This window comes from Nocardioides sp. YIM 152588 (assembly GCF_040191335.1).
Classification (GTDB): Bacteria; Actinomycetota; Actinomycetes; order Propionibacteriales; family Nocardioidaceae; genus Nocardioides.
The window spans coordinates 24,006-42,909 of sequence record NZ_JBEGDJ010000018.1 but is presented as its reverse complement, the minus strand read 5'-3'; the positions used below and the strand labels follow the sequence as shown (position 1 = coordinate 42,909).

Genomic DNA, 18,904 nt, shown 5'->3' with positions numbered 1-18,904 from the left:
CCTAGGGTGGCCCCATGAGTCTCGACACCGCCACCCTGAAGGCACGCCTGGCCGACCTGATGCCCGGGCTGCGCAGCGACCTGGAGGACCTGATCCGGATCCAGTCCGTCAGCGCGGACCCGGAGCGGCTGAGTGAGGTCGAGCGCAGCGCCGAGCGCACGCAGGCCCTGTTCGCCGCCGAGGGCGTGGACGCCCGGATCGTGCGCGCCTTCGACGGCGCCCCGCCGGCCGTGGTCGGCGAGAAGAAGGGCCCCGAGGGCGCGCCCACGGTGCTGCTCTACGCCCACCACGACGTGCAGCCCGAGAACGACCCGGCCGACTGGGACAGCCCGCCGTGGGAGCCCACCGAGCGCGACGGCCGGCTCTACGGCCGCGGCGCCGCCGACGACAAGGCCGGCATCGTCACGCACCTGGCCGCGCTCCGCGCCTTCGGCGACGACCTGCCGGTCACCGTGCGCCTCTTCATCGAGGGCGAGGAGGAGGTCGCCTCGGCGACCCTCCCGGCGCTGCTGCACAAGTTCCAGGACGAGCTGCGCTCGGACGTGATCGTGATTGCCGACTCCGGCAACTGGGACATCGGCGTCCCCGCGCTGACCACCAGCCTGCGCGGCATGATCCGCGTCGACGTCGAGGTGCGGACCCTGACCCACGCCGTCCACTCCGGCATGTGGGGCGGCCTGGAGCCGGACGCGATCATGACCCTGATCCGCCTGCTCGACACCCTGTGGACCCCCGAGGGCGGATGCGCGGTCGAGGGCCTGCACAGCGGCCCCGCGGCCGACGTGGAGTACCCCGAGGAGCGCCTGCGCGCCGAGTCCGGCGCCATCGAGGGCCTCGAGTGGGTCGGCACCGGCTCGGTCGTCGAGCGGCTGTGGACCCAGCCCGCGATCACCGTCACCGGCGTCGACGCGCCCAAGGTCGACGGCGCCTCCAACACCCTGACCCCCGCGGCCCGCGCGAAGATCACGGTCCGCCTCGCCCCCGGCGACACCGCCGAGAACGCCGTCGCCTGCCTCCAGGCCCACCTGGAGAAGCACATCCCCTGGGGCGCGCGGATGACCACCAAGGTCTGCGACACGGGCGAGCCGATCGCGATCGACGCCACCGGTCCGGCGTACGACGCCGCGCGGGGCGCGTTCGCCGAGGCCTGGGACGGCACGGCGCCGGTGGACATGGGCGTGGGCGGCTCGATCCCGTTCATCGCCGAGTTCCTGGAGACCTTCCCCGGCGCATCGGTGCTGGTCACCGGCGTGGAGGACCCCGACACCCGGGCCCACGGCGCCAACGAGGGCCTGCACCTGGCGGAGTTCGAGAAGGTGCTGCTCGCCGAGGCGCTGATGCTGCGCAACCTCGGCGCCTGACCCGCACCGGACACGGGACGGTCGCCCGCCGCCGCGAATCAAGGTTGCGGGCGACCGACCGGTAGGCTGCGGTGCGTGTGCGGAGTGTTCGGCGTCTGGGCTCCCGGTGAGGACGTCGCCAAGCTGACCTATTTCGGCCTCTACGCCCTGCAGCACCGCGGGCAGGAGTCGGCCGGCATCTCGGTGAGCAACGGGCGGCAGATCCTCGTCTACAAGGACATGGGGCTGGTCTCCCAGGTCTTCGACGAGAACACCCTGGAGTCCTTCCAGGGCCACCTCGCGGTCGGCCACTGCCGCTACTCGACCACCGGCGCCAGCACGTGGCACAACGCGCAGCCGACGTTCCGGCCCACCGGGCACGGCTCGATCGCGCTCGGTCACAACGGCAACCTGGTCAACACCCACGACCTGGCCGAGATGGTCGCCGCGCTGCCCAGCGACGAGGACGAGCTGGACATCCACGCCGTCAACCTGGAGGCGTCGACCAACGACACCAGCCTGGTCACCGCGCTGCTGGCGCACCACCCCGACGTCTCCCTGGAGCAGCGGGCGCTCGAGCTCCTGCCCCAGGTCGAGGGCGCCTTCTCGTTCGTCTTCATGAACGAGGAGACGCTGTACGCCGCCCGCGACCCCGAGGGCATCCGCCCCCTCGTGCTGGGTCGCCTGGACCGCGGCTGGGTGGTCGCCAGCGAGGACGCCGCGCTGGCCACGATCGGCGCCAGCGTGGTCCGCGAGGTCGAGCCGGGCGAGCTGCTCGTCATCGACGAGGAGGGGCTGCGGTCGCACAAGTTCGCCGAGCCGCGCCGCAAGGGCTGCGTCTTCGAGTACGTCTACCTCGCCCGCCCCGACGCCACCGTCGCCGGCCGCAGCGTCCACGAGGCGCGGGTCGAGATGGGGCGCAAGCTCGCGAGGGAGTTCCCGGTCGAGGCCGACCTGGTGATCCCGGTGCCCGAGTCCGGCACCCCGGCCGCCTCCGGCTACGCGATGGAGAGCGGCATCCCGTTCGGCCAGGGCTTCGTCAAGAACGCCTACGTCGGGCGCACGTTCATCCAGCCCAGCCAGACCCTGCGCCAGCTCGGCATCCGGCTCAAGCTCAACGCGCTCGAGCACATGGTGCGCGGCAAGAAGGTCGTCGTGGTCGACGACTCGATCGTCCGCGGCAACACGCAGCGCGCCCAGATCCGGATGCTCCGCGAGGCCGGCGCCACCGAGGTCCACGTCCGGATCTCCTCGCCGCCGGTGAAGTGGCCGTGCTTCTACGGCATCGACTTCGCGACCCGCGCCGAGCTGATCGCCAACGGACTGGACGTCGACGAGATCGCCGCCAGCGTGGGCGCCGACAGCCTGGGCTACATCTCGCTGGAGGGGATGGTCGAGGCGACCGGCCAGCCGGCCGGGTCGCTCTGCGCCGCGTGCTTCACCGGCGAGTACCCGATCGCGCTGCCCGACGAGAGCAAGCTCGGCAAGCACCTGCTCGAGGCGACCCTCGCCGCGTCGAACCGCGACGAGGCGCTGCCCGTCCTGAACAACCCGTGACCGACGCACCGACCGGCGCCGTCACCGACACCGACCCCGTGAACGAGGAGCCGACCGTGGCCGACCCGACCCAGTCCCAGGACGACGTGACCGAGCCCGGCGCCTACGCCCGCGCCGGCGTCGACATCGCCGCGGCGGACCGCGCGGTGGACCTGATGAAGACCTGGGTGGAGAAGGCGCGCCGCCCCGAGATGCTGGGTGGCCTGGGCGGCTTCGCCGGCCTCTTCGACGCCTCCGCGCTGACGAAGTACAAGCGTCCGCTGCTGGCCACCTCCACCGACGGCGCCGGCACCAAGGTCGCCGTCGCGCAGATGATGGACAAGCACGACACGATCGGCTTCGACCTGGTCGGCATGGTCGTCGACGACCTCGTCGTGTGCGGCGCCGAGCCGCTGTTCATGACGGACTACATCGCGACCGGCCGGGTCGTGCCCGAGCGGATCGCGGCGATCGTCAAGGGCATCGCCGAGGCCTGCGTCGAGGCCGGCTGCGCGCTGGTCGGCGGCGAGACCGCCGAGCACCCGGGCCTGCTCGGCGAGGACGAGTACGACATCGCGGGCGCCACCACGGGCGTCGTCGAGGCCGACGCCCTGCTCGGCCCCGGTCGGGTGCGCCCCGGCGACGTGGTGATCGCCATGGCCGCCAGCGGCCTGCACTCCAACGGCTACTCCCTGGCCCGCCACGTCTTCTTCACCGAGGCCGGCTGGACCGTCGACCGGCACGTCGAGGAGTTCGGCCGGACCCTCGGCGAGGAGCTGCTCGAGCCGACCCGGATCTACACGAAGCCGTGCCTGGACATCGCGCGGAACACGGAGACCCACGCGATGGCCCACATCACCGGTGGTGGCCTGGCGGCGAACCTGGCCCGCGTGATGCCGGTCGAGCTGCGCGCCACGGTGGACCGCACCACCTGGACCCCGGCGCCGATCTTCGACGCCGTCCGCAAGGTCGGCGGCGTCTCCCAGCCCGACCTCGAGGCCACGCTCAACTGCGGCGTGGGCATGGTCGCGCTGACCGCCCCGGACTCCGTCGACGGCGCCATCGCCCGCCTGGGCGAGTTCGGCATCGACGCCTGGGTCGCCGGCGAGGTCGACGTGGACCCGGCCCAGGAGGGCACCGTCGAGCTCGTCGGGCAGCACCCGGGCTGGTGACGCGCCCGGGCGCCCAGCGGGCCGAGAGGCCCTCCTGGGGGCCCGTGGAGCCTGTCCGCAGGCGCCGTCGGCTGAGGTTCATCTCATACATGGCATCGAACTGCACCCCCTGGCGTGCGGGAACACCCAGGTAGCAGGTAGCGTTGCCCCCACGAGACTCTGAATCAGCAGTCCGGGGCCCTGGGGGTTCCCGGCCAAGTGTGCGAGGGGGCTGGACCCTATGGGCCGCGGCCGAGCGAAAGCCAAGCAGACGAAGGTCGCACGCGACCTGAAGTACCGTACTCACGAGACAGACTTCGGGGCACTCGCCCGCGAGCTGCACGGTGAGCCCGACCAGTCCGACCAGGTCGACGAAGTCGACGAGTGGTCGGACTACGCAGACCGCCGGGACTGACCGACTCGCGTTCGGCGCCGCCACCGGCGCCGCGGGGTCTCACCCCGCAACGCCGGTGACGCGCGCCCGAACGGCGCCCGGGGCCCGCCCCGGGCGCTCGGTCGGCGCCGGTCAGCGCAGCCAGATCCCGCGCAGCCGCCCGACGTCGCGCATCCGCTGCTCGGCGATCCGGTCGGCCGCGACGGCGGTCGGCACCGCGTCCGTCGCCGCGCGCTCCAGCACGGAGCGGGTGGTGTCGTAGATGGTCGCCGCCCGCGCGCGGGCGCGGTCGAAGTCGAAGCCGACGAGCTCGTCGGCGACCTGGATCAGGCCGCCGGCGTTGACGACGAAGTCGGGCGCGTAGACCAGCCCCGCCTCCTCGACGAGCTTGTCGACCCCGGCGTGCGCCAGCTGGTTGTTCGCCGCGCCGCAGACGATCCGTGCCTGCAGGCCGGCGACCACCTCGGGCGTCAGCGCGCCGCCGAGCGCGCACGGCGCGTAGACGTCGATCGCCGACGCGACCAGCTCCTCGGTCGACCCGACCGCCCGTACCGACGGGTGCGCCTGCCGTACCCGGTCCAGGGCCGCCTCCGACACGTCCGTGACGACGACCCGGGCGCCCGCCTCGACCAGGTGCCCGACGAGGTGGCGGCCGACCTTGCCGACGCCGGCCACGCCGACCGTGCGGCCGGCCAGCACGTCGGCCGGGTCGCGGTCGCCCCAGGCGTGCTCGGCGGCCGCCTGGAGGCCGCGGAAGACGCCGTACGCCGTCAGCACCGAGCTGTCCCCGGCGCCGCCGGCGGCCAGGGTGCGACCGGTGACGTGGCCGGACTCGCGCGCCACGAGGTCCATGTCCTCGCTGAACGTGCCGACGTCGCACGCGGTCACGTAGCGGCCCGCCAGCGACTCCACGAACCGGCCGTAGGCGCGCAGCAGCGCCTCGGACTTCATGGTGGTGGGGTCGCCGATGATGACGGCCTTGCCGCCGCCGAGGTCGAGGCCCGCCACGGCCGCCTTGTAGGACATCCCGCGGGAGAGGGCCAGGGCGTCGTCCAGCGCGGCCGCGGTGGACGCGTAGGGGTAGAACCGCGTGCCGCCGAGGGCGGGACCGAGCGCGGTGGAGTGGATGGCGATGATCGCCCGCAGGCCGCTCGCGGGGTCCTGGGCGAAGACGACCTGCTCGTGCTCGACGCCGTGGTCGAAGACGGAGGTCGGATCGGGGGAGGCGGAGTGAGGCGTGCTCGTGGACATGGTGGTGTCGCTTTCCTGAGGCCACGGGGTGGTGTGGCGGTGGGCGACCCGCGGGGGTGGTGCGGATCACATTCCACTCTAGTGAGGGCTGGCGGCACACTGGGCATCCGCGCCGCTTCGGTGGTTGAGGTGCGAGCGAAGCGAGCGCTGTCGGTGGTTGAGGTGCGAGCGAAGCGAGCGCTATCGGTGGTTGAGGTGCGAGCGAAGCGAGCCTCGAAACCACCCGCGCGGGGAAAAAGGAACGCCCGCGACGCTGTGGGGTGGCGTCGCGGGCGTCTGGTCCTTGGCGTCTCGGGTCACCGTGAGGACATCCAAGATCATGCCCAATCGGTGTGGCTCCCGCAGGGGATTGTGGAACCTTTACCGAGGTCCTCCGGGCGGTCTAGTGGGCCGCCCCGGCGGTCTGGGTGGCCCCGCCGCGCAGCCGCGGCCACCAGAACCGGGGGCCGAGCAGGAACGCCAGCGCGGGCACCAGCACGGTGCGCACGACGAGCGTGTCCAGCAGCACGCCGATGCACACGATCACGCCCAGCTGGGCGAGGACCACGAGCGGCAGCACGCCGAGGACCAGGAAGACCGCGGCCAGCAGGATGCCGGCGCTGGTGATCACGCCGCCGGTCGCGGCGAGGGCGCGCAGCATGGCGTCCCGGGGCCCGGCGGAGGTCAGGTCCTCCGTGGCGCGGGCCAGCAGGAAGATGTTGTAGTCCACGCCGAGGGCGACCAGGAAGAGGAACGACAGCAGCGGGGCGCCGGAGTCGAGCGCGCCGAAGCCGAAGACCTGGGTGAAGATCCACCAGGACGCGCCGAGGCTCGCCGCGTAGGTGGCCACCACGGTCGCGACGAGCAGCACCGGCGCCACCACCGAGCGCAGCAGGAAGACCAGCGCGACGAGGACGAGGCCGAGGATCAGCGGGAAGATCAGCAGGCGGTCGCGCGCCGCGCCGGCGTCCTCGTCGATGGCCTCGGCCTCGGGGCCGGTGACGTGCCCGTCGGGCAGCTGCCCGACGGCGTCGCGCAGCTCCAGCACGGCGGCCTCCGCGGCGGCCGAGCCGGGCGCGGCGTCCAGGACCACCGAGACCTCGGTGACCCCCGCGCCCTGCGCCGAGAGGCGGGCGGAGCTCACGGCGTCCACGCCCTCCACCGTCGCCAGCACCTGCTCGGGCGCAGCGGTGGAGACGACCTGCGTCGGCGAGGCGACCCCGGCCGGGAACGACTGCTCGATCCGCTCGGCGCCGGCGATCGCCTCGGGCTTGTCGAGGAACTGGTCGGCGGTGTCCAGTCCGGTCTGCACCTGGAGGACGCCGCCGGCGAGGGCCGCGACCAGGGCGAGCGTGCCGGCGGCGAAGATGCCGGGGCGGCGGGCCACGACGCTGCCCAGGCGGTGCCACAGCGTGCGCCGCGCGGCCTCGTCGACCACGGCGGACTCCTCGACGCGGGGGACCCGCGGCCAGAAGACCCAGCGCCCGAAGAGCACCAGCGCCGCGGGGAGCACGACCAGGGCCGCGAAGGCGGCGATCACGACGCCGACCGCGCAGGCCACGCCGAGGCCGCGGGTGGTCGGGGTCAGCGACAGCGCCAGCGTGGCCACGCCCACGACGACCGTGATGCTGCTCGACAGCACGGCCCGCGCCGTACGGCGCAGCGCGCGCGCCATCGCGAGGTGGCGGGAGGGCTCGCGGCGCAGTTCGTCGCGGTACCGCGAGATCAGCAGCAGCGCGTAGTCGGTGCCGGCGCCGAAGACCAGGACGGACAGGATGCCGACCGTCGACTCGTCCCAGGCCATCTCGAGCGCGGCGAGGGTCTGGGTCGCCGCGACCGCGGCGAACCGGTCCGCGATCCCGACGACGAGCAGCGGGATCGCCCACAGGAACGGCGAGCGGTAGGTGATCACCAGCAGCAGCGCGACCACGGTGGCGGTCGCCAGCAGCAGCCGGATGTCCGCGCCCTGGAACACCTCGGCGAGGTCGGCCTGGACCGCGGCGGGGCCGGTGACGAGCGTCTCCACGCCCGCCGGGAGGTCCTGGGCGGCGCCGGAGCGCAGGTTGGTGACCTCGTTCGCCACGTCGGTGGCCGAGCCGCCGGAGATCGGGACGACCGCCAGCGCGGCCGTGTCGTCGTCCGAGACGAGCAGCGTGGACGGGCGGCCGGTGCCGGGGTCGCCGGCGGGGACGGCGCCCAGGTCGGTGGCGAGCGGCTCGAGGTCGGGCAGCAGCGCGCTGATCCCCGGCCGGCCGCCGGTGGTCTGGTAGACGACCACGGCGGTCGAGGCGTCGGCGTCCGGCAGCCGCTCGCTCAGCTCGACGCCCAGCGTGCTGTCCAGGCCGCTGGGCATCGAGTCGGTCGGGCTCGGGGTGCGCTCGGCCTCGCCGACGATGCCCATCACCGCGAGCGCCGCGACGAGCGGGACCAGCGCCACCAGCCAGGCCCACCGGCGCGAGGTGAGGAACGACGACACCGCGACCGGGCCACGGTGCCGGTGGCTGCCGCCGTGGCCGCCGCCGAGGTGGGCCGGGCCCCCGCCGCGGTGCGCCGGCTCGTGCGCCGGCGCCTCCCGCCCGTCGTGGTCCCGCTCCCGCTGGATGGTCGCCAATCCCGTGCCGTGCCCGGTGCTGTGCCGGTCGCCGTGTCCGGTGTCGGGTCCGGTGCCAAGGTCAGCCACGCCGCCGTACCTCCGTCTTCCTTCAATCAGTCGTTGCTGGTGCTGCTGCTCGCGCGCTCGCCCGGACGTGACCGAGGAGCCAGGTGCGCGGGCGGGGCCGGGGACGGGCCCCGCCCGCTAGGTACTTCGGTGCCCCTGCCCACGCGGATTGGTAGGCGGTGACCATCGCCCGCGTCGCGGTGCGCTCCGACCCGGTGACGGCCACGGCTAGTCGCCAGGCATCCGTCGCCGTCGCGTCGTAGAAGCGCCTCGCCGCAGTGAGGTCGGAGGAGGCCGCGCGGCGCAGCAATATACGCAGCTGCGCATCGCTGGGCGCCGCCGGTGGGGACGCCGGTGCTCTGCTCATCGCGGGCTCCTGGGGGTGCTGTCGAAATACCTAAACAGACCATAACCAAAAACCTCAACAAAGGAAATCAGGTATTCTGTCTGCATGACGTCGGAGGTCGCATCGGAAGAAGCCGTGGAGGGGGCATCCCTCTCGATCGGGGAGGTTGCCGAGCGCTCGGGCGTCGCGGTGCCGACCCTGCGCATGTGGGAGCAGCGGCACGGCTTCCCCCAGGCGTCCCGGCTGCCCAGCGGCCACCGTCGCTACACCGAGGCCGACGTGGCGCTGGTCCGCCAGGTGCTGCGGCACCGCGACGCGGGGATGCGCCTCGACACTGCGATCGCCGAGACGGTCCGCGGCGCCAGCCCGCAGCCGGCCTCGGTCTACGCGCGCCTGCGCCGGCGCAACGCCACGCTGCCCACGCAGCGACTGCGCAAGTCCACGCTGATCGCGATGTCCTGGGCGATCGAGGACGAGTTCTGCGCACAGGCCCACGCCCCGGAGCTGTACGGCGCCTTCCAGCGCGAGCGCTTCTTCGAGGCCTCCCGGGGCCGGTGGGAGGAGCTGGCGCTCGCCGCGTCCTCCGCCACCGTCTTCGCCGACTTCTCCGACCCCGACCCCGACGCGTCACCGGCGCGGGTCGCGCTGGCGCCGGGCGCCCCGCTGCGCCGCGAGTGGTCCATCGTCTGCCTGGCCGACGCCTTCCCGGTGGTGCTCACCGCGTGGGAGCTGCCCGGCCAGCGCGGCGTGCCCGACCGCGACCGCGAGTTCGAGGTGGCCTGGTCGCTGGAGCCGGCCGACGTCGCCGAGGCCGCCGCGGTGTGCCGCGAGGTCGCCCGCGGCGCCTCCGCCGACGGTCGGGGTGCGGCCGGTGGGATCGTCGCCGCCGGTCCCACCGGCGACGCCCTCCGCGCGCTGCCCACGCCCGCCGACCCCGCCGCGTCGACCGCGCTCTTCGCCCGGCTGGTCGGCTACGTCGACCGGATCGGGCGGATGGGCGGCTGACCCCTCGCTGGGTGGGGTCGTGTGCCTGAGACCCGCCTATGGCGATGCGTGGGGCACACGACCCCGCTCACGCGCCGCCCCGGGAGACCACTCAGGCGACCAGGTCGGGCCACCCCGCGGCCAGGTACTCCACGAACGCCGGCCCGACCGCCTCGGCCCGCAGCTCCTCGCGGGTGATCGGCCGCGACCGGGCCGCGAACCCGGCGTCGGCCAACGCCCGGCGGGCGAAGTCGTGGTGCAGGATCGCGCCGACGCCGACGGTGGCGAAGTCCGCGCCCTGCTCCAGGCACCAGGCGGCCTCGGCGGACGTCAGCACCTTGCCCGCGACGCCGAGGCGGGTGCCGCCGCGGGGCAGGTCGGTGAAGTGCTCGATGAGCAGGCCGTCGTACCGCTCGTCGCGGGAGCCCGCGCGCACGTCCCACAGCGACATGTCGAGGTAGTCGAGGGCGCCGGTGCCCAGCGCCATCGCCGCCACCTCGCGTCCCTCCGGCAGCGTCACGCCGTAGCCCTCGGGGCTCAGGCGGAGACCGAGCTGGAAGTCGGGGCCGGTCGCGGCGCGGATCCCGGTGACCACGTCGAGCAGCGGCCGGGCGCGGTGCTCCAGCGAGCCGCCGTACCCGTCCGTGCGGTGGTTGTGCCGGCCGTCGAGGAACTGGCCGAGCAGGTAGCCGTGGGCGCCGTGCACCTCGACCCCGTCGAAGCCGGCCCGCTCCGCGCGCACCGCGGCGGCGACGAAGTCGGCCACCATCCGCTCCACGTCGGCCGTCGACATCGCGGCGGTACGGCGAGCCGGGTCGTCCCACGGCGCCTGGTTGGTGAGCCCGGTGACCGCGGGGTCGGCCCGGCGGCCGCCGTGGTGCAGCTGCACCGAGGAGACGGCGCCGGTCGCGCGCAGGTCGGCGGCGAGGCGGGTGAGGCCGGCCTCGTGCTCGTCGGTGGCCACGCCGAGCTGGCCGCGCCAGGCCTGCCCGGCCGGGACGATGTACGCCGCGCAGGTCATCACCAGGCCGAAGCCGCCCTCGCCGCGGGCGGTGAGCCAGCGGTGCTCGTCGTCGGAGAGCGTCCCGTCGTCGTGGCTCTGCGTGTTGGTCAGCGGTGCCAGGGCGAAGCGGTTGCGCCACGCGGGGCCGTGGGGGAGCGTCAGCGGCTGGTCGAGGATCGTCACGGACCCATCTTGGCTGGCGGCCGGTCGCGGCGCGGAGGCGGTCCGGAATCGCAGAAGCCCCCGTCGGTGACCCGACGGGGGCTTCTGGCTCGGTGGGCAGGGGCGGGGTCGAACCGCCGACCTTCCACTTTTCAGGCGGACGCTCGTACCAACTGAGCTACCTGCCCGAGCGATGAGAACGTTACCCGACACCCTCCCGAACAGTGAAAGCGGCGCCGACTTCCGGTGTCGACACGCCCTCGCTCCGTCGCCGATGGGGCCCCTCGTCGCGGCGGCACTATGCTGAGGCGCACCGCGGTACGCCGTGGTGGGCCCCCGTCGTCTAGCGGCCCAGGACCCCGCCCTTTCACGGCGGTAGCGCCGGTTCGAATCCGGTCGGGGGTGCTTCACTTCCTGCTCCCGCGTCGTCGCGCGGTCGAGCCTCTGCGCCGGCCCGGCTCGGGCCCCGGGGCCAAGCGCCGTCTCGCCGCGGTCGCTCGTGGTCGACCGGCCCGATGATGCGGGCCGGTGGCCCGGAGTCGTCGGTCTCCCGGTCGCCCGTTGCCCGCGGAAATCAGGTCTGACCTGGGCGAACGCTCGCCTCGGGACCCGGCGTCGCCGCGGGGTGCGTCCCCGATTGGGCTTCCGTCGCGGGGATGGGTTACGGTTCTACCACCTCGCCGCGAGAGCCGAAAGGCAGAGCGGACGAGGAGCGAGGCCCCGTAGCGCAGTTGGTTAGCGCGCCGCCCTGTCACGGCGGAGGCCGCGGGTTCGAGTCCCGTCGGGGTCGCAGAAGCGAAGGCCCTCCCAGCTGGGAGGGCCTTCGTGCTTTTTCGGGTACGCCGGCGGGCCGGTCGGTCGGTCGGTCCGTCCGCCGGCGGTGGGTCGTGTGCCTGAGGCCCGCCTATGCGGGGTCCTGGGGCACACGACCCCGGGCCGCTCGGGCTCGTGTGCCCCACACCCGCCTATAGGTCGTTCTCAGGCACACGACCCGCCCCCACCGAGCCCCCACCGAGCCCCCACCGTCGCCGCCAGCCGGCCTCACAGCCCGCTGCCGACCCACCACCCGACGCTGACGGCCGCCAGCCCCACGAGCAGCGACCCCCCGACGTACCAGGCGGCGGTGCGCCACCGGCCGTCCTCGACCAGCCGCACCGCCTCGAACCCGAAGGTGGAGAACGTGGTCAGTGCCCCGCAGAACCCGGTGCCGACGGCGCTGCCGAGCCAGGTCGCAGGGGCGAGGCCGGCCAGCAGGCCGAGCAGCAGCGAGCCGGAGACGTTCACCGCGAACGTGCCCCACGGGTAGGCGCCGCTGCTGCGGGACCGGACGGCGAGGTCGATCAGGTAGCGGCTCGGCGCCCCGACCGCGCCGCCGAGCAGCACCATCAGCGCGGTCATCGCACCGCCCCCCGGACCTCGCGCCCGGTGCGCCAGGCCTCGACGAGGCGGCGCGTGGTCACCAGGCCGAGGATGACGGCGATCATGCCGCCGCCGACGTGCAGCGCCAGCGTCGCCATCGCCAGCGGGAACCGCCCGTCGGCGAGGAAGCCGTGCAGCTCGAGCATGGCGGTGGAGAACGTGGTGAAGCCGCCGAGGAGTCCGACGCCGAAGAACGGCCTCCGGAACCGGGAGTGCGGGGCCCGCTCGAGCAGCAGCTCCATCAGCACCGCGAGCAGGAAGCAGCCGACGACGTTCGCGGCCACGGTGCCCCAGTGCACGTGCTGGGCGGGCAGCGCCTCGGCGAGCCCCCACCGGGCGAGCGCCCCCAGCGCGCCGCCGAGCGCGATCAGCGGCAGCAGCGCGACGTCGCGGCGCAGGATCGCGGCGAGCGACGGCGGCGGTCCGGCGGGGGCGGGGCCCTCCGGCGGGCAGATCGGGTCGACGTCGGGGTCGACCGGGAGGTCGGTGAACGGGTGCGCGGCGTGCGGCCGCTCCTCGCGGGGCTCCGGTGTCATCGGGGCACCACCGTCCCACATCGGCGACCGGGCACAATGGCGCCGTGCCCGTGCAGATGGACGCGGACCGGTTCGACGACCTGGTCGACGCCGCGCTGGACCAGATCCCCGACGAGCTCGCCCGCCTGGTCACCAACGTGGTGGTCCTGGTGGAGGACGAGCCGCCCGAGGGCGAGCCCGACGACCTCCTCGGCCTGTACGACGGCGTCGCCCTGACCGAGCGGGACAGCGCGACGACGATGGCGCTCCCGGACCGGATCTTCCTGTTCCGGGGTCCGTTGCTCGACATGTGCGAGGACGAGGAGGACCTGGCCGAGGAGATCCGGATCACCGTCGTCCACGAGGTCGCCCACCACTTCGGGATCGACGACGACCGGTTGCACGCGCTCGGCTACGGCTGAGCCGGCGATCGGCCGGGGCCGGAACGCGCGGGCACCGGTCAACGGCCCGCGGAGGGGGCCGCGCCGGGGGTGCCGTCCCACGGCACGGGGGTGGCTCCCGACGCCTGGCGGCGGAACTCGCCGAGGAACCAGATCTGGAACGCGCGCTGGTCGGTGCTCCGGGGGGCGGTCAGCAGCCGCTGCGCGCGGCTGAAGTCGTCCGAGGCGTCCATCAGGTCGATCAGCCCGGCGATCTGGCGCGCGGCGTCGGGCGTCATCCGCAGCCGCAGGTCGGTGGTCGGCGCGCCGGCCTCCCGGGCCGCGGCCACCTGCTCGCGGCCCATGTTGGCGCGCAGGGGCGTCTCCAGCGCGTCGAAGTGCTCGGAGAGGACCTTGGCCAGCGGGTAGTCCTCCTCGTGCGCCAGCGCCAGCAACCGCACCTCCCGGCGCAGGTCGCGGTAGTGGTCCTGGAACCGCTCGAAGGCCTCGACCGGTACGCCGCGGACCTGGACCGCGATCTGGTCGGCGCGCGTGTGGTCCTCGATGCCCGCGAACGAGGTACGGGTCACCTGGTACTCGGCGCGCGAGTGCTCGGCCAGCTCGGCGGCCGGCTCGAACCAGACGGTCTTGCCGTCCTCCTCGATCTCGGCGCCCCAGACGACGGAGGCCCGGGCGACGATGTCGAGGCCCCGGCCCACGGTCAGCAGCGACACCAGCTGGTCGTCGTCGAGGCCGTCGACGATCTCCTCCGTGATCTCCACGTCGGTGAGGTCGAGCTGGCTGCCGGGCTGGATCGGCTGCGGCGGGATCGTCGAGGCGTCGCGGACCTCGAACCGGGGGTGTTCGGTGGTGCCGCTGAGGCAGAGCCGCATCGGGGGCTCGCCGTGCAGGACGGCGTTGCTCACCAGCTCGGAGATCGCCAGCTCGGCACACTCGCGCAGGTCGAGCCGGCCCAGGTCGACGCACCGGGACACCACCCAGCGGCGCGCCTCCTGCGCGCTGCGTGGTCCTGGCTCCAGGTCCAGAGCCGGCCGGTACGGCACGTGGTGAAACCCCCAGGTTGCTCGGGCGCAGGAACCTACAGCGTTCCGTGGATGATGGTGACATGTCTACGATCGGCGAGTAAGTCCGATCTCGCAGCGTTTACCCATCAGCGCCCGGGCTCAAACAGCAAGAGTTCGTCGACATCGGGGTCGGCGTCTCGGGGCTCGTACGACGCCCGTTGCTGTGACGCAGCAGACCATGCCGCGATTGGCCCGGGGCTCCGGCTCTTGGGAGAATCGACGGCGAGACACACCCATCCCCGGGGATGGTCGTGCCAGGGGCGCCACGCCTGTCCCGGCGCGCAGGGCCCCATGCCTCAGGAGGCAGCATTCATGGCAGCAGAGGAAGCCATCAGCAGCGACCGTGAGCTGGTCCGTCGGTCGGACCGGCACCAGGTGGTCGTCATCGGCTCCGGCTTCGGCGGGCTGTTCGGCACGGAGGCGCTCAAGCGCTCCGACGTCGACGTGACGATGATCGCGAAGACCAGCCACCACCTGTTCCAGCCGCTGCTCTACCAGGTCGCGACCGGCATCCTCTCCGAGGGCGAGATCGCCCCGCCGACCCGCGAGGTGCTCTCGAGCCAGAAGAACGCGCAGGTGCTGCTGGGCGAGGTCACCGACATCGACCTCGAGACCCGCACCGTCACCTCGCACGTGCTGGGCCGCGAGCTGAAGACGCCGTACGACTCCCTGATCGTCGCCGCCGGCGCCGGCCAGTCGTACTTCGGCAACGACCACTTCGCCGAGTACGCGCCGGGCATGAAGAGCATCGACGACGCCCTCGAGCTGCGCGGCCGGATCTTCGGCGCCTTCGAGATGGCCGAGCTCGGCGCGTCCCGCGGCGAGAACGTCGACCACCTGCTGACCTTCGTCGTCGTCGGCGCCGGTCCGACCGGTGTGGAGATGGCCGGCCAGATCGCCGAGCTCGCCCACCGGACGCTGAAGAAGGACTTCCGCGCGATCAACTCCAAGCACGCGCGGGTGATCCTGGTCGACGCGGCGCCGCAGGTGCTGCCGCCGTTCGGTCAGAAGCTCGGCACGTGGACCGAGAAGAAGCTGGAGACCCTCGGCGTCGAGGTGAAGCTCGGTGGCATGGTCACCGACGTCGACGAGCGCGGGCTGGTCCTCAAGTACAAGGACGGCTCCGAGGAGCGGATCTCGTCGGTCACCAAGGTGTGGGCCGCCGGTGTCCAGGCCAACCCGCTGGGCAAGACGCTCAGCGAGCAGACCGGCGCCGGCCTGGACCGCGCCGGCCGGATCTCGGTCAACCCCGACCTCACCCTCCCGGGCCACCCGGAGGTCTTCGTGGTCGGCGACATGATCTCGCTGGACAACCTGCCCGGCGTGGCGCAGGTGGCGATCCAGGGCGCGAAGTACGCCGCCCACGAGATCGACAACCGCCTCAAGGGGAAGGCGCCGCAGGGGCCCTTCCGCTACCACGACAAGGGCTCGATGGCGATCGTCAGCCGCTTCGAGGCGGTCGCGATGGTCGGCAAGCTCCGGCTGACCGGCTTCCTGGCGTGGCTGATGTGGCTGATCGTCCACCTCTTCTACATCACCGGCTTCAAGAACCGCGTCACCGCGATCCTGCACTGGTTCATCTCGTTCATCGGCCGCGGCCGCTCGGAGCGGACGATGACCGAGCAGCAGATCTTCGCGCGGATCGCGCTGCAGCGGCTCAAGGGCGGCACCACGGAGCTCGTCTCCGAGCCGGGTGAGTACGACGCCGAGGCGGAGCGCGTCCGGCGCGAGGAGCTGGAGGCGCGTGCCGCCGAGGAGGCCCACCTCACCGACGACAACCTGCGCGGCGTGCACCTGCCCGGGTGACCCGTCGGGTCCCAGGGACCCACCCGCCTGACGACGCCGGCCTGCTACTCGTAGTAGGCCGGCGTCGGCGCGTCCGGGCCGCGCTCCTCGATCAGCTTCCGGGCCCAGCGGGGCAGGATGAAGACGCCGTCGGCCTCGGCCGTGACGCCGTCGGGGCCGATGACGTGGCCGCGGGCCCAGGTCTTGATCCCCTCGGCGCGCTCGATCCAGGCCTCGGCGCGCAGCGGGCCGAGCGGGGTCGCCTGGCGGTAGACGATGGTCAGCGTGCCGGTCATCCCGGGGCGTCCACGGGCGCCGGCGGCCTGCCCGAGCATCTGGTCGAGGATCAGGGAGACGACCCCGCCGTGGACCAGCCCCGGCGGACCCTCGTAGACCGCGCCGAGGTCGAAGTCGGCGACGACGCGGTCCGCCTCGGCCACCGGTGCCAGCGGCGGCGCGATCGGGTTCCGCAGGCCGATGACGGCGTTGCCCCAGGGGCGGCCCCTGCCGTCGGGCCGCCGGCGCACGCCGTACGAGCCGGGGAGCTGGTCGGCCCGCAGGCGCGCGGTGAGCGCCTCGATCTCGTCGGTGGCGGCGCGGGCGTCGGCGGGGTCGACCCGGGTGCGCAGGGCCGCGTCGGCGAGCTCGCGGACCGCCTGCGCCAACGGGCCGAACGCCGCAGCCTCCTGCGCGACCTCGTCGTCGGTGGCCTCGTCCGGCTCGAACGCCTTCATCCCCTTCATGCGCCCGATGCTAGAACATGTTCTACTTCCGGGGTCCTTGGAAACCGATTGGTGGCCGCCCGGCCGGGTCTGGTGGGATGGCCCGCATGACTGCGCTGGTGAGCCCCGACCCGTCCCGTTGGCGCGAGTGGGCGGCCATGGTCGAGGACTTCGGCGGCGTCGAGGAGATGCACGGCTCCGGCCACTGGTTCATCGAGGGCGACCCGGAGCCGACCGAGGCCGGTTGTGCGGCGTTCGTCGCGACGCTCCGGGCGACCGCGGACGGGGACGGCACCCGGGTGGCGTCGACGTACTACTGGATCGCCGAGGGTGACGGCGCGCCGGGCGAGGAGCTGGTCGGCTTCCTGAACACCCGCCACGAGCTCAACGACTTCCTGCTCGACCAGGGTGGGCACATCGGCTACTCGGTACGCCCGTCGCGCCGGCGCGAGGGGCACGCCGGCCGCGCGCTGGCAGGCGCGCTCGAGGACGCCCGTCGGCTGGGCCTGGACCGGGTGCTCGTCACCTGCGACGACGACAACGAGGCGTCGGCGCGGACCATCGAGCGCAACGGCGGCGTTCTCGAGGACGTGCGCGGCATCAAGCGCCGCTACTGGATCAGCGTCGGCTGAAGACGGGGCGCGCGGCCGGCTCCCTCAGGTCCGGGCGCAGCCGGTAGAGCACGTCGGAGAACCAGACCGGGTCGACCATGCTCGCGTTGACCGTCAGCACCGGCTCGCCGGCCTGCTCGACGAGCACCTTCCAGCCGCGGCGGCCGGGGCGCCCGACGACCGCGACGGGGGTGTAGGGGCTGGCCAGGTCGTACACGCGGGTCCGGCCGCCCTGGCGGACCTCCAGCTTGCCGCCGTTGACGGCCAGCTCGACCGGTCCGGCGCCGACGTGCGCCGCCCAGGCGACGAGGGCGATCAGGCCGAGGCCGGCGGCGAAGCCGATCCGGGTCGCGGTCGGCTCGTGGAAGGCCAGGTAGCCGGCCGCCCCGGCGCCGACGAAGGCGACCAGGGTGAGCACGGTGGCGAGCCAGCGACCGCCGACCCGCGGGGTGAACTCGATGTCCGCGGTGCTGCCGCGGCGCGGACGCTCCGGTCCGCTCCACTGCGGCGTCGTCGGCCGCGGCGCGGTCCAGGTCGGCGCGCTGGGCGCAATCGCGGTCGCGTCGAGCGCGGGCTCGTCGACGGCGGGCTCGACGAACGCCTCGTCGAAGGCGGGCGGGGCCGTCGGCAGCGTGTCCCGCAGCGGCTCGCTGAGCGGGTCGAAGGCGGACGTCGGCTCGGCCGGCTCGGCGTGCGCGGGCTGCGGCTCGTCGTCCAGCCGGACCGTCGTGTCGGCCTCGATCGCGTCGGCGTCGCCGACACCCGGCAGTGACTCGTCGTCGGTGTAGCTGGCCCGCTTGGCCAACCACGACTTGATCGCGTCGGTGTCCCTGCCGAACTCGCCATCCATCCCCATGACGAATCCCTTCCTTTCCCCCGCGTGGCAGCGTAGTGCTGCGGTCTGCGATCGTCAGCGCATTCAGGCCATACGTCCTGTGGCGCCGGCCACGCGGGTCCCGGGTCGGGGCGACGATAGGTTGGGCCCGAGAGGTCCGAACGGCGGACGTGAGACGAGGGAGGTGCCGGTGCCGCAGATCGACGAGCGGTCGAGCGGACTGCGTCCGACCCGCCAGCGCAGGGCGATCTCCGAGGCGCTGCAGCACTCCGAGGACTTCCGGAGCGCCCAGGACATCCACGATGCGGTGCGCCGGAGCGGGGAGAAGGTCGGACTCGCGACGGTCTACCGGACGCTGCAGGCGATGGTCGACTCCGGCGAGGTCGACGTGCTCCAGAGCGCGGCGGGGGAGGCGACGTACCGTCGCTGCAGCCCCGACCACCACCATCACCTGGTCTGTCGCCAGTGCGGCCGCACGGTGGAGATCGCCGCGCCGGCGGTGGAGCGCTGGGCGCGCAGCGTCGCCGACGAGCACGGGTACGCCGACGTCAGCCACACGATCGAGCTCTTCGGCACCTGCGCCGACTGCCAGGCCTGACGCCGCCGGCCGGTTGAGCAGGCGCCGGCCGGGTTCTCCGAACCGGTAGGCCCCGTGGGACTCGAACCCACAACCCGCGGATTAAAAGTCCGATGCTCTGCCAATTGAGCTAGGGGCCCGGGGGATCAGGGACGCCGGCCTGACCCCCG

Annotated in this window: 17 protein-coding genes and 4 tRNA genes; 11 read left to right on the top strand and 10 right to left on the bottom strand. The window is 73.5% G+C overall.

From position 1 onward, the window contains the following. Nucleotides 1-14: 14 nt before the first annotated feature. The 4 genes from ABLM29_RS11000 (at nt 15) to ABLM29_RS10985 (ending at nt 4,442) form a co-directional block, all read left to right on the top strand. Nucleotides 15-1,361: a dipeptidase gene (locus tag ABLM29_RS11000; protein ID WP_349714148.1), complete on the top strand. Its 1,347-nt coding sequence runs from the start codon at nt 15-17 to the stop codon at nt 1,359-1,361. A 75-nt stretch (nt 1,362-1,436) separates the two neighbouring features. Next, complete coding sequence (gene purF / locus ABLM29_RS10995; protein ID WP_349714147.1) at nt 1,437-2,897, top strand: amidophosphoribosyltransferase; 1,461 nt, start codon at nt 1,437-1,439, stop codon at nt 2,895-2,897. An 86-nt stretch (nt 2,898-2,983) separates the two neighbouring features. After that, nucleotides 2,984-4,048, top strand: coding sequence for a phosphoribosylformylglycinamidine cyclo-ligase (purM, locus tag ABLM29_RS10990; RefSeq protein ID WP_349714181.1), 1,065 nt, complete (start codon nt 2,984-2,986; stop codon nt 4,046-4,048). A 220-nt stretch (nt 4,049-4,268) separates the two neighbouring features. Beyond that, a complete protein-coding gene (locus tag ABLM29_RS10985) occupies nt 4,269-4,442 on the top strand; it encodes a DUF3073 domain-containing protein (RefSeq protein ID WP_349714146.1) in 174 nt (57 codons plus the stop codon). A 111-nt stretch (nt 4,443-4,553) separates the two neighbouring features. On the opposite strand, the gene ABLM29_RS10980 is transcribed toward ABLM29_RS10985, so the two are convergent. Together ABLM29_RS10980 and ABLM29_RS10975 are read right to left on the bottom strand one after the other, a co-directional pair. Further along, entirely contained in the window at nt 4,554-5,672 is a 1,119-nt protein-coding gene (locus ABLM29_RS10980; RefSeq protein ID WP_349714145.1) for a Glu/Leu/Phe/Val family dehydrogenase, read from the bottom strand. A 382-nt stretch (nt 5,673-6,054) separates the two neighbouring features. Then, a complete protein-coding gene (locus ABLM29_RS10975; RefSeq protein ID WP_349714144.1) occupies nt 6,055-8,331 on the bottom strand; it encodes an MMPL family transporter in 2,277 nt (758 codons plus the stop codon). 430 nt (nt 8,332-8,761) lie between these two features. Here ABLM29_RS10975 and ABLM29_RS10970 point away from each other — a divergent pair, with 430 nt between their 5' ends. Continuing rightward, nucleotides 8,762-9,661 carry a DICT sensory domain-containing protein gene (locus ABLM29_RS10970; RefSeq protein WP_349714143.1) on the top strand — a complete coding sequence of 300 codons (900 nt, stop codon included), beginning with the start codon at nt 8,762-8,764 and terminating at the stop codon, nt 9,659-9,661. A gap of 91 nt (nt 9,662-9,752) precedes the next feature. Here ABLM29_RS10970 and ABLM29_RS10965 read toward each other — a convergent pair whose 3' ends face one another. Together ABLM29_RS10965 and ABLM29_RS10960 are read right to left on the bottom strand one after the other, a co-directional pair. Next, a complete protein-coding gene (locus tag ABLM29_RS10965) occupies nt 9,753-10,826 on the bottom strand; it encodes an NADH:flavin oxidoreductase (RefSeq protein WP_349714142.1) in 1,074 nt (357 codons plus the stop codon). A 93-nt stretch (nt 10,827-10,919) separates the two neighbouring features. Next, nucleotides 10,920-10,993, bottom strand: a tRNA-Phe gene (locus tag ABLM29_RS10960). Nucleotides 10,994-11,137: 144 nt separating this feature from the next. On the opposite strand from ABLM29_RS10960, the gene ABLM29_RS10955 reads away from it, so the two are divergent. Both ABLM29_RS10955 and ABLM29_RS10950 read left to right on the top strand, forming a co-directional pair. Beyond that, nucleotides 11,138-11,210 (top strand) — tRNA-Glu (locus ABLM29_RS10955). Nucleotides 11,211-11,521: 311 nt separating this feature from the next. Then, nucleotides 11,522-11,595, top strand: a tRNA-Asp gene (locus ABLM29_RS10950). Nucleotides 11,596-11,846: 251 nt separating this feature from the next. On the opposite strand, the gene crcB is transcribed toward ABLM29_RS10950, so the two are convergent. Together crcB and ABLM29_RS10940 are read right to left on the bottom strand one after the other, a co-directional pair. Continuing rightward, nucleotides 11,847-12,203 (bottom strand): fluoride efflux transporter CrcB, encoded by a 357-nt coding sequence (gene crcB, locus ABLM29_RS10945; RefSeq protein WP_349714141.1) that lies wholly within the window; start codon nt 12,201-12,203, stop codon nt 11,847-11,849. Then, the gene (locus ABLM29_RS10940; RefSeq protein ID WP_349714140.1) at nt 12,200-12,760 is read right to left on the bottom strand and encodes a fluoride efflux transporter FluC; all 561 of its coding nucleotides are present in this window, start codon (nt 12,758-12,760) and stop codon (nt 12,200-12,202) included. The genes crcB and ABLM29_RS10940 overlap by 4 nt, the downstream gene beginning before the upstream one ends. 44 nt (nt 12,761-12,804) lie before the next feature. Here ABLM29_RS10940 and ABLM29_RS10935 point away from each other — a divergent pair, with 44 nt between their 5' ends. Beyond that, nucleotides 12,805-13,161 carry a metallopeptidase family protein gene (locus ABLM29_RS10935; RefSeq protein ID WP_349714139.1) on the top strand — a complete coding sequence of 119 codons (357 nt, stop codon included), beginning with the start codon at nt 12,805-12,807 and terminating at the stop codon, nt 13,159-13,161. 38 nt (nt 13,162-13,199) lie between these two features. Here ABLM29_RS10935 and ABLM29_RS10930 read toward each other — a convergent pair whose 3' ends face one another. Beyond that, entirely contained in the window at nt 13,200-14,117 is a 918-nt protein-coding gene (locus tag ABLM29_RS10930) for an ATP-binding protein (protein WP_349714138.1), read from the bottom strand. A gap of 399 nt (nt 14,118-14,516) precedes the next feature. On the opposite strand from ABLM29_RS10930, the gene ABLM29_RS10925 reads away from it, so the two are divergent. Next, nucleotides 14,517-16,010: an NAD(P)/FAD-dependent oxidoreductase gene (locus ABLM29_RS10925; RefSeq protein WP_349714137.1), complete on the top strand. Its 1,494-nt coding sequence runs from the start codon at nt 14,517-14,519 to the stop codon at nt 16,008-16,010. A 44-nt stretch (nt 16,011-16,054) separates the two neighbouring features. On the opposite strand, the gene ABLM29_RS10920 is transcribed toward ABLM29_RS10925, so the two are convergent. Continuing rightward, nucleotides 16,055-16,732 (bottom strand): PaaI family thioesterase, encoded by a 678-nt coding sequence (locus ABLM29_RS10920; protein WP_349714136.1) that lies wholly within the window; start codon nt 16,730-16,732, stop codon nt 16,055-16,057. 86 nt (nt 16,733-16,818) lie between these two features. On the opposite strand from ABLM29_RS10920, the gene ABLM29_RS10915 reads away from it, so the two are divergent. Then, entirely contained in the window at nt 16,819-17,343 is a 525-nt protein-coding gene (locus ABLM29_RS10915) for a GNAT family N-acetyltransferase (protein ID WP_349714135.1), read from the top strand. Here ABLM29_RS10915 and ABLM29_RS10910 read toward each other — a convergent pair. Beyond that, on the bottom strand, nt 17,330-18,178 hold the full coding sequence (locus ABLM29_RS10910; RefSeq protein ID WP_349714134.1) for a hypothetical protein: 849 nt from the start codon (nt 18,176-18,178) through the stop codon (nt 17,330-17,332). The two genes, ABLM29_RS10915 and ABLM29_RS10910, sit on opposite strands and share 14 nt — an antisense overlap. 169 nt (nt 18,179-18,347) lie before the next feature. Between ABLM29_RS10910 and ABLM29_RS10905 the strand changes: the two genes are divergently transcribed. Then, the gene (locus tag ABLM29_RS10905) at nt 18,348-18,755 is read left to right on the top strand and encodes a Fur family transcriptional regulator (RefSeq protein WP_349714133.1); all 408 of its coding nucleotides are present in this window, start codon (nt 18,348-18,350) and stop codon (nt 18,753-18,755) included. Nucleotides 18,756-18,801: 46 nt separating this feature from the next. On the opposite strand, the gene ABLM29_RS10900 is transcribed toward ABLM29_RS10905, so the two are convergent. After that, nucleotides 18,802-18,874, bottom strand: a tRNA-Lys gene (locus ABLM29_RS10900). Between the last annotated feature and the right edge of the window lie 30 nt (nt 18,875-18,904).

What these genes read in the sequence shown, in the direction of transcription:
- ABLM29_RS11000 (WP_349714148.1), top strand. Translation starts at nt 15, where the DNA reads ATGAGTCTCGACACCGCCACCCTGAAGGCACGCCTGGCCGACCTGATG.
- ABLM29_RS10985 (WP_349714146.1), top strand. Translation starts at nt 4,269, where the DNA reads ATGGGCCGCGGCCGAGCGAAAGCCAAGCAGACGAAGGTCGCACGCGAC.
- ABLM29_RS10980 (WP_349714145.1), bottom strand. Translation starts at nt 5,672, where the DNA reads ATGTCCACGAGCACGCCTCACTCCGCCTCCCCCGATCCGACCTCCGTC.
- ABLM29_RS10970 (WP_349714143.1), top strand. Translation starts at nt 8,762, where the DNA reads ATGACGTCGGAGGTCGCATCGGAAGAAGCCGTGGAGGGGGCATCCCTC.
- crcB (WP_349714141.1), bottom strand. Translation starts at nt 12,203, where the DNA reads ATGACCGCGCTGATGGTGCTGCTCGGCGGCGCGGTCGGGGCGCCGAGC.
- ABLM29_RS10940 (WP_349714140.1), bottom strand. Translation starts at nt 12,760, where the DNA reads ATGACACCGGAGCCCCGCGAGGAGCGGCCGCACGCCGCGCACCCGTTC.
- ABLM29_RS10925 (WP_349714137.1), top strand. Translation starts at nt 14,517, where the DNA reads ATGGCAGCAGAGGAAGCCATCAGCAGCGACCGTGAGCTGGTCCGTCGG.
- ABLM29_RS10920 (WP_349714136.1), bottom strand. Translation starts at nt 16,732, where the DNA reads ATGAAGGGGATGAAGGCGTTCGAGCCGGACGAGGCCACCGACGACGAG.
- ABLM29_RS10915 (WP_349714135.1), top strand. Translation starts at nt 16,819, where the DNA reads ATGACTGCGCTGGTGAGCCCCGACCCGTCCCGTTGGCGCGAGTGGGCG.
- ABLM29_RS10910 (WP_349714134.1), bottom strand. Translation starts at nt 18,178, where the DNA reads ATGGGGATGGATGGCGAGTTCGGCAGGGACACCGACGCGATCAAGTCG.